The following is a 9556-nucleotide window of genomic DNA, read 5'->3' as shown; positions in this document are numbered from 1 at the left end:
CGAGCGCTGACATCCCAGCAACACAGCTCAAATGTGGGAGCGGGCTTGCCCGCGAAAGCGGTGGCTCAGCCAACACCTCTACCAGCAATGCCACCGCCTTCGCAGCCTCGCTAGGGCTCGACAGCTCCCACAGGGGATTGGCGGTGTGAGAGGGGTCTCCATCCGAGCGCTGACATCCCAGCAACACAGCTCAAATGTGGGAGCGGGCTTGCCCGCGAAAGCGGTGGCTCAGCCAACACCTCTACCAGCAATGCCACCGCCTTCGCAGCCTCGCTAAAGCTCGACAGCTCCCACAGGGGATTCGCAGTGCCTGGGTTCACCCCACCTGGCGCAAATGCTCCATCGCCCAAACCGCCGCCTCCACCCGTGACCTCAACCCCAGCTTGTGCAGCAGATTCTTCACATGCACCTTCACCGTCCCCTCGGTAATCCCCAACTTATGCCCGATTACTTTGTTGCTGTAGCCACTGGCAATCGTCCTCAGCACCTGCCGCTCGCGCTCAGTCAATTCCACCGCCGCGTGCGGCTGCGGCGAGCGCAGTGCCTGGGCCAGTACGCGGGTCAAGCCGGGGCTGATCACCAGGGCGCCATGCAGGGCGTCGCGGATGAATTCCACCACCAGCTCCGGTTCCATGTCCTTGAGCAGATAGCCATTGGCATCCAGGCGCAGGGCATCGCGGATGTCGTCTTCGGCGTCGGACACGGTAAACAGCAGCACCTTGCCCGCGTAGTCCATGGCGCGCAGGCGGCGCAGGGTTTCCAGGCCGTTCATGTGCGGCATGTTGTTGTCCAGCAGCACCAGGTCCGGTTGCAGTGCGTCGATCTGGTCGAGGGCTTCCTGGCCGTTGCCGGCTTCACCGACGACGCGCAGGTCGTCTTCCAGTTCGAGGATCTGGCGCATGCCGTGGCGCATCATCGGGTGGTCGTCGACCAGCAGGATACGGTGGCGAGTGGACGTGTTCATGGGGCGGTGCCTTGTAGAGAGTGGCCGAGAAATTCCGGCTGGAAACGCAGTTGCACCCGTGTGCCCTGGGGCTCGCGGGGCTGGATGTCGAGGTGGCCGTGCAGGCTGCGCGCGCGTTCGTCCATGATGGTCAGGCCGTGGTGTTCGCGGGTGTCGACGGCGCCGCAGAAACCCCGGCCATCGTCTTCGATGCTCAGGCTGACGGTCTCGCCGACCTGGCGCAGTTGCAGCCAGGCGTTCTGCGCATGGGCGTGCCGCAGGCAGTTGGACAGGGCTTCGCGGGTGATCTGCAACATATGGATCTGTTCGCTGGCTGAAAGCTGGAAGGCCAGCGCGTCCACATGCAGGTGCACCTGGAACTCGCCGCGTCGGGAGAACTCCTCGGCGGTGTCTTGCAGCTCTTGTACCAGCCCGGCGTCGTGGATTTGCAGGCGGAACGTGGTGAGCAATTCGCGCAACTGGCGATAGGCGTTGTTGAGCCCGTCACGCAGTTCGGCGGTGACGTTGGCCAGGGTCTCGACCGGTTCGCCACGGCGGATCAGGGTCTGCATGCGGCTGACTTGCAGCTTCATGTAGGACAGCGCCTGGGCCAGGGAGTCGTGCAGTTCGCGGGCGATGATGGTGCGCTCATCCAGTAGCAACAGGCGGTGGTCCTGCTCGCGCTGGCGCTTGAGGGACAACGAGGTGCCGATCAGGTTGGCCAGGGCCTGGATCAGTTGCTTCTCCCAATCCTGGGGCGCATGGCCGTCGAGGAAGTGTGCCTTGAGTTCGCCGAGTTCGGCGCCCTGGTTGCTGATGCTGAACACCTGCGGCGGCGCGACGTGGTGGCGTTCGCAGGTGGCGCAATCGCCGATCGCGCAGATGTTGCGGCTCTGTTCGCCGTGCAGGGCGAGCATCTGCTGCGCCGGGGCGAGGAAGTGGCCTTGCAGGCACAGCGACAGGCGCAGGCCCGGCAGGCGTTTCTGGAAGCGCCGGATCAGTTCGTCCAGGCCCTCGGCGTTGGCCAGCCGCGTGGCCAGGCTGCGGCTGCTCTGGTACAGCAGTTCGAGGGCGGCGTTGGCTTGTTGCAGGTTGAGGGTCTTGCGCTGCACCTGGCTTTCCAGGGTGCGGTGGGAGGCTTCGATGGTTTCGGCCATGGCGTTGAAGCTCAGGGCCAGTTGGCCGAGTTCGTCTTCGGAGCGGTGATTGACCCGGGTCTTGTAGTCGCCATCGCGAAAGCGCCGGGTCGCGTGCACCAGCTCCTGCAAGGGCGTGACTACGCCGTACTGCAATTCGTACAAGCCCAGCAGCAGGATGATCAAGGTGCTGAACAGCGCCAGCCCCTGGATCGCCTGTTGCCAGCCTTGCTTGTGCTCGCTCTGTTGCTGCAACAGCGCGACGAAGTGGTTCAGTTGCTCGACAAACGCCGGCGCACGCGCCTGGAACAGCGCCGCATCGCCGCCCATCACTGCCGGGCGCAGCTCCTCGTTCCAGCGTTGCTGGATCTGCTGGTAACTCTGCTGCAGTGCGCTGTTGGGGCCGTCTTCGAGCACCGCCTTGAGCGATTGGCTGTCGAGGCGCCGTTGCAGGCTCTGGCTGACCTCGGCGATCTCGTCCGGCCGCGCCCCGGCGGCGAGTTTCCAGCTGAGGTGGTAGGTCTCCATGCGCACTGAGCCGGCGGTGTTGATCGCCGCCGCATCGCCCTGGCTGAACCAGGCAATCAGTCCGGCGCTGAGGGAACTGGCAAGCGCCAGGATCGCAATCAGGATCACCGCCAGCCCGGCCCGGGCGGGCAGGGAGCTGCGCAGCCAGTCAAGCATGACGGCGGATCTGGAGGGGGCGGCAACGGGACATGGGCGCACCTGGAACGGGAAAGGGGGTCGAATGTGGCCTTCCCTGGCGCACTACCTCTAAAGAATTGCCGGCGAACCCTCCCACGGATAAAAGCCGGCACAAGAGAGCAATCCATTGATAAATAAAGGCTTTCTCTTGTTTTGCTGACTACCTCCTTGGAGGTAGACGGGGTCAGCATAGCCCCATACCCACCCGGCCCACGTTGATCTGGGTCAAGTTCTGCGGGGGTGTCGCCCCTAACCTGCGCTCATGGAATCACTTTCTGGAGCGCATACCGTGACTCAACCCCGTATAAGACAAGGCCTGGTGCTGGGCATGAGCACCCTGGCCTTCACCGTCTGCTTTATGGTGTGGATGATGTTCGCCGTGCTCGGCGTGCCCATCAAGGAGCTGCTGCAACTCAACGAAACCCAGTTCGGCCTGCTGGCCGCCACGCCGGTGTTGACCGGTTCCCTGGTGCGCTTGCCGCTGGGCCTGCTCACCGACCGCTTCGGCGGGCGCATCGTGTTCTTCCTGCTGATGCTCGCCTGCGTGCTGCCGCTGTACCTGATCACCTACGCCACCGCCTACTGGCAGTTCCTGGTGCTCGGCCTGTTTGTCGGCCTGGCCGGCGGCTCGTTTTCGGTGGGCATTGCGTACGTCGCCAAGTGGTTCGACAAAGACAACCAGGGCTTTGCCATGGGCGTGTTCGGTGCCGGCAACGCGGGAGCGGCGGTGACCAAGTTTCTCGCCCCGGCGCTGATCGCCCTCGGCACCTGGCACCTGGTGCCCAAGGTGTTCAGCGCAATCCTGTTTATCACCGCGCTGTTGTTCTGGTTCCTCACCAGCGAAAACAAGACCCACCGCAGCGCCGGTGGCGCGACCCTGCGCCAGCAGTTGCTGTGTCTGAAAGACCCGGCCGTGTGGCGCTACTGCCAGTACTACTCGATTGTGTTCGGTGGTTACGTCGCGCTGGCGCTGTGGGTGACCAAGTACTACGTGCAGGAATACGGCTTCAGCCTGCAAAGCGCGGCGCTGCTGGCCGCGTGTTTCTCCCTGCCCGGCGGTGTGCTGCGCGCAGTGGGCGGCTGGATGTCTGATCGCTGGGGCGCGCAAAGCGTGACCTGGTGGGTGCTGTGGGTGAGCTGGATCTGCCTGTTCCTGCTCAGCTACCCGCAGACCCAACTGCAAGTGATGACCGTCAATGGCCCCCTGGATTTCCATATCGGCCTCAGCCCCACCTTGTTCACCGTGCTGCTGTTTGTGATGGGCATCGCCTTCGCATTCGGCAAGGCCTCGGTCTTCAAGTACATCGCCAATGACTACCCGCAAAACATGGGCGCGGTGTCCGGCATCGTCGGCCTGGCCGGTGGCCTGGGCGGGTTTGTGCTGCCGATCATGTTTGGCGCCCTGGTGGACCTCACCGGCGTGCGCTCGTCCTGCTTCATGTTGATGTACGGCGTGGTCTGGGTATCCCTGACCTGGATGTACCTCAGCGAAATTCGCAAACAGCCGTTGCTCGGCAAACAAGCGCTCCAAGGAGAATGATCATGTCCATCGCGCAAAAGCCCGAATCGGGCCCGGTGATCCACGACTGGCGCCCCGAAGACCCGGCGTTCTGGGGCGCCAGCGGCAAGAAAACCGCGACCCGCAACCTGTGGATCTCGATCCCCGCGCTGTTGCTGGCGTTTGCGGTGTGGATGGTGTGGAGCACGGTGATCGTGCGCCTCAACGCCATCGGGTTCAGTTTCACCACCGACCAGCTGTTCTGGTTGGCGGCATTGCCGGGCCTGTCCGGTGCCACCTTGCGCGTGTTCTATTCGTTCATGGTGCCGATCTTCGGCGGGCGCCGCTGGACCGCCCTGAGCACCGCGTCCTTGCTGCTGCCGTCGCTGTGGATGGGCTTTGCGGTGCAAGACCCGGGCACGCCCTACAGCGTGTTTGTGCTGATCGCCTTGCTCTGTGGTTTTGGCGGCGGCAACTTCGCCTCCAGCATGTCCAACATCAGCTTTTTCTACCCCAAGGCCCAGCAGGGCACCGCCCTCGGCTTGAACGCTGGCCTGGGTAACCTGGGGGTGTCGGTGATGCAGTTCTGCGTGCCGCTGGTGATCACCTTCGCCGCATTCGGGGCACTCGGCGGCCAGCCGCAGACCCTGGCCGATGGCAGCCAACTATGGTTGCAGAACGCCGGTTTCATCTGGGTGCCGTTCATCCTCACCGTCACCGTGGCAGCGTGGTTCGGCATGAATGACCTGTCCAGCGCCCGTGCCTCGTTCAGCGACCAGGCGGTGATCTTCAAGCGCAAGCACAACTGGCTGATGTGCTGGTTGTACCTGGCGACCTTTGGTTCGTTCATCGGCTTCTCGGCGGCATTCCCGCTGCTGATCAAGACCTCCTTCCCGGACGTGGTCGCCCTCAAGTTCGCCTTTCTCGGCCCACTGGTGGGCGCGCTGGTACGCCCATTGGGCGGCTGGCTGGCAGACAAGTTGGGCGGGGCGCGGGTGACCCTGTGGAACTTCGTGCTGATGATCGTGATGGTGTTCGGAGTGCTGCACTTCCTGCCGCAGAACGGTGAGGCGGGCAGCTTCTACGGCTTTCTCGGCATGTTCATGCTGCTGTTCATCACCACCGGCATCGGCAACGGCTCCACCTTCCGCATGATCCCGGTGATCTTCCGCACCGTTCACGAGAAGGCCAGCGCCGGCAAACCCGCTGCGGTGCGTGAACAGGCCCTGAAGGATGCCGGCAAGGAGTCTGCTGCGGTGCTGGGGTTCAGCTCGGCCATGGGCGCGTTCGGCGCGTTCTTCATCCCCAAATCCTTCGGCTCGTCCATGGCCGCCACCGGCAGCCCGGCGATGGCCTTCTACATGTTTGTCGGTTTCTACCTGAGCTGCATCGTCGTGACCTGGTGGTGGTACGCCCGCAAAGGCTGCGCCACACCCTGCTGATCGACCACGAATTCGCGGGGCAACGCACCCCACGGCACGCCTGATGAGGAAAGCATCATGAGTCACTTACTGGATCAATTGCGGTTCTTCAACCGCAAGCAAGACGAGTTCTCCAATGGCCACGGCGAGACCCGCAAAGAGTCCCGCGACTGGGAAAACGTCTACCGTTCGCGCTGGCAGTACGACAAGATCGTGCGCTCCACCCACGGGGTGAACTGCACCGGTTCCTGCTCGTGGAAGATCTACGTGAAGAACGGCCTGATCACCTGGGAAACCCAACAGACCGACTACCCGCGTACCCGCAACGACCTGCCCAACCACGAGCCCCGGGGTTGCCCGCGCGGCGCGAGCTACAGCTGGTACATCTACAGCGCCAACCGCCTCAAGTACCCGAAGATCCGCAAGCCGCTGCTCAAGCTGTGGCGTGAAGCGCGCCTGACCCTGGCGCCGGTGGAGGCCTGGGCGAGCATTGTCGAGGACAAGGCCAAGGCCGAATCGTACAAGAGCAAGCGCGGCATGGGCGGGTTTATCCGCTCCAACTGGGAGGAGGTGAACGAGATCATCGCCGCCTCCAACGTCTACACCATCAAGCAATATGGGCCGGACCGCATCGTCGGGTTCTCGCCGATCCCGGCCATGTCCATGGTCAGCTATGCGGCGGGCTCCCGTTACCTGTCGCTGCTGGGCGGCGTGTGCCTGAGTTTCTACGACTGGTACTGCGACCTGCCGCCCGCCTCGCCGATGGTGTGGGGCGAGCAGACCGACGTGCCGGAATCGGCCGACTGGTACAACTCCAACTACATCATCGCCTGGGGTTCCAACGTCCCGCAGACCCGTACCCCCGACGCGCACTTCTTCACCGAGGTGCGTTACAAGGGCACCAAGACCGTGGCCATCACCCCCGACTATTCGGAAGTGGCCAAGCTCACCGACCTGTGGCTCAACCCCAAGCAGGGCACCGACGCCGCGTTGGCCCAGGCCTTCAACCATGTGATCTTCAAGGAATTTCACCTGGACCACCCGAGCGCCTATTTCACTGACTACGCCAAGCGCTACACCGACCTGCCGGTGCTGGTGATGCTCAAGCCGGTGACCGGTTTCGCCCCCGGCGCCGGTTTCCAGCCGGACCGCTTCCTGCGCGCCTCGGACCTGATCGACAACCTCGGCCAGGACAACAACCCGGAATGGAAAACCATCGCCCTCGACGAGAGCGGCGCGCTGGTATCGCCACAAGGCTCTATCGGCTACCGCTGGGGCGAGAAGGGCAAGTGGAACATCCTCGCCAAAGAGGGCGGTGAAGGCCGCGCGATTGACCTGAAACTCAGCCTGATCGGTGGCGAGGTCGCTGAAGTGGCCTTCCCGTATTTTGCCGGTGAAGCCCACGAGCACTTCCAGCACGTGGCCGGTGAGGCCGTGCAGTTCCGCCGCGTGCCGGTGCACAGCGTAGTGCTGGCCGATGGCAGCGTGGCCAAGGTTGCCAGTGTGTTCGACCTGTCCGCCGCCAACCTGGCCATCGACCGTGGCCTGGGCGGCAGCAACGTGGCCAGGGACTACGACGACGCCAGCGTGCCCGGCACCCCGGCCTGGCAGGAAGCGATCACCGGCGTCAGCCGCGAGAAGGCGATCCAGATCGCCCGCGAATTCGCCGACAACGCCGACAAGACCCGTGGACGCTCGATGATCATCGTCGGCGCGGCGATGAACCACTGGTACCACATGGACATGAACTACCGTGGCCTGATCAACATGCTCATGCTCTGCGGGTGCGTCGGTCAGAGCGGTGGCGGCTGGGCGCACTACGTCGGCCAGGAAAAACTGCGCCCGCAATGCGGCTGGCTGCCCCTTGCCTTTGGCCTGGACTGGAACCGTCCGCCGCGCCAGATGAACGGCACCAGTTTCTTCTACGGCCACAGCTCGCAGTGGCGCCACGAAAAAATGAACATGCACGACGTGCTCTCGCCCCTGGCAGACAAGGCGCAGTTCCCCACCCACGCCCTGGATTACAACATCCGCGCCGAACGCGCCGGCTGGCTGCCCAGCGCGCCGCAACTCAACACCAACCCGCTGCACATCTGCCGTGATGCGGCGGCGGCGGGCATGGCGCCCAAGGACTACGTGGTCAAGGCCTGGCAGGACGGCACCTTGCGCTTCGCCTGCGAACAACCGGACAGCCCGGTGAACTTCCCGCGCAACATGTTCATCTGGCGTTCCAACCTGCTCGGTTCGTCGGGCAAGGGCCACGAGTACATGCTCAAGTACCTGCTGGGCACCAAGAACGGCGTGATGAACGAAGACATCGGTTTTGGCGGCGAGAGCAAGCCCACCGAAGCCGAATGGGTCGACGACGGCGCCATTGGCAAGCTGGATCTGGTGACCACCCTGGACTTCCGCATGTCGTCCACCTGCGTGTATTCCGACATCGTCCTGCCGACCGCCACCTGGTACGAAAAAGACGACATGAACACCTCGGACATGCACCCGTTCATCCACCCCTTGTCGGCGGCGATCGACCCGGCGTGGGAGTCGCGCTCCGACTGGGACATCTACAAGGGCATCGCCAAGACGTTCTCGGCCATGGCGGTCGGGCACCTGGGTGTCGAGCAGGACCTGGTCACCGTGCCGCTGATGCATGACAGCGTTGGTGAACTGGCCCAGCCATTCGGCGGCACCGATTGGAAAAGCGCCGGTGTGGCGCCCGTGCCCGGCAAGAACGCGCCGAACATGGCGGTGGTGGAGCGTGACTACCCGAACATCTACAAGAAATTCACCTCCCTCGGCCCGTTGCTGGAAAAGCTCGGCAACGGCGGCAAGGGCATCAACTGGAATACCGATGACGAGGTCGAGTTCCTTGGTGAGCTGAATCATCACGAAGGCGAGGCGGGCATCAGCCAGGGGCGGCCGAAGATCGACACGGCCATTGATGCGGCCGAGGTCATTCTGTCCCTGGCCCCGGAAACCAATGGTCACGTGGCAGTCAAGGCGTGGGCGGCGCTGTCGGAATTCACCGGCATCGACCACAGCCACCTGGCACTGCCCAAGGCCCACGAGGCGATCCGCTTCCGCGACATCCAGGCGCAGCCGCGCAAGATCATTTCCAGCCCCACCTGGTCGGGCCTGGAAGACGATCACGTGAGCTACAACGCCGGTTACACCAACGTCCATGAAAACATCCCATGGCGCACCATCACCGGCCGCCAGCAGTTCTACCAGGACCACCCGTGGATGCAGGCCTTCGGCGAACAACTGATGAGCTACCGGCCGCCGGTCAACACCCGCACCATCGAAGGGGTGAAGGGCAAGCGCAGCAATGGCGAGCCGGAGATCGTGCTGAACTGGATCACCCCGCACCAGAAGTGGGGCATCCACAGCACCTACAGCGACAACCTGCTGATGCTCACCCTGAGCCGTGGCGGGCCGATTGTGTGGCTCTCGGAGATCGACGCGAAACGCGCCGGCATCGAGGACAACGACTGGATCGAATGCTTCAACGTCAATGGCGCACTGACCGCCCGCGCGGTGGTCAGCCAGCGCGTCAAGGAGGGCATGGTGATGATGTACCACGCCCAGGAACGCATCGTGAACGTGCCGGGCTCGGAAACCACCAAGACCCGTGGCGGCCACCACAACTCGGTGACCCGCGTGGTGCTCAAGCCGACCCACATGATCGGCGGCTATGCCCAGCAGGCCTACGGTTTCAACTATTACGGCACGGTCGGTTGCAACCGCGACGAGTTTGTCGTGGTGCGCAAGATGGCCAAGGTCGACTGGCTCGATGGCTCCCATGGCGATGACCTGCCACGCCCATTGCCGACTGACATCGAGGAGAACTGAG

The 9556-nt window shown here is 63.7% G+C and carries 5 protein-coding genes; 3 read left to right on the top strand and 2 right to left on the bottom strand.

Annotation, left to right across the window (positions count from 1 at the left end; all coding sequences use genetic code 11):
- Window positions 1-316: 316 nt before the first annotated feature.
- The gene (narL, locus tag LIY36_RS27025) at window positions 317-964 is read right to left on the bottom strand and encodes a two-component system response regulator NarL (protein ID WP_226457783.1); all 648 of its coding nucleotides are present in this window, start codon (window positions 962-964) and stop codon (window positions 317-319) included.
- Complete coding sequence (locus LIY36_RS27020; protein ID WP_226457782.1) at window positions 961-2763, bottom strand: HAMP domain-containing protein; 1803 nt, start codon at window positions 2761-2763, stop codon at window positions 961-963. The genes narL and LIY36_RS27020 overlap by 4 nt, the downstream gene beginning before the upstream one ends.
- A gap of 310 nt (window positions 2764-3073) precedes the next feature.
- Between LIY36_RS27020 and LIY36_RS27015 the strand changes: the two genes are divergently transcribed.
- The 3 genes from LIY36_RS27015 to LIY36_RS27005 are packed head-to-tail and all read left to right on the top strand — an operon-like array spanning window position 3074 to window position 9555.
- Entirely contained in the window at window positions 3074-4324 is a 1251-nt protein-coding gene (locus tag LIY36_RS27015; protein ID WP_226457781.1) for an MFS transporter, read from the top strand.
- A gap of 2 nt (window positions 4325-4326) precedes the next feature.
- A complete protein-coding gene (locus LIY36_RS27010; RefSeq protein ID WP_192300736.1) occupies window positions 4327-5724 on the top strand; it encodes a NarK family nitrate/nitrite MFS transporter in 1398 nt (465 codons plus the stop codon).
- A 57-nt stretch (window positions 5725-5781) separates the two neighbouring features.
- The gene (locus tag LIY36_RS27005; RefSeq protein WP_226457780.1) at window positions 5782-9555 is read left to right on the top strand and encodes a nitrate reductase subunit alpha; all 3774 of its coding nucleotides are present in this window, start codon (window positions 5782-5784) and stop codon (window positions 9553-9555) included.
- Window position 9556: the final 1 nt, after the last annotated feature.

The sequence above is a fragment of the Pseudomonas sp. AF03-9 genome (assembly GCF_020515815.1).
In the GTDB taxonomy this organism is placed as follows: Bacteria; Pseudomonadota; Gammaproteobacteria; order Pseudomonadales; family Pseudomonadaceae; genus Aquipseudomonas.
Note: the sequence above shows the minus strand (reverse complement) of the source record. Positions and strands in the feature narration are given on the sequence as shown.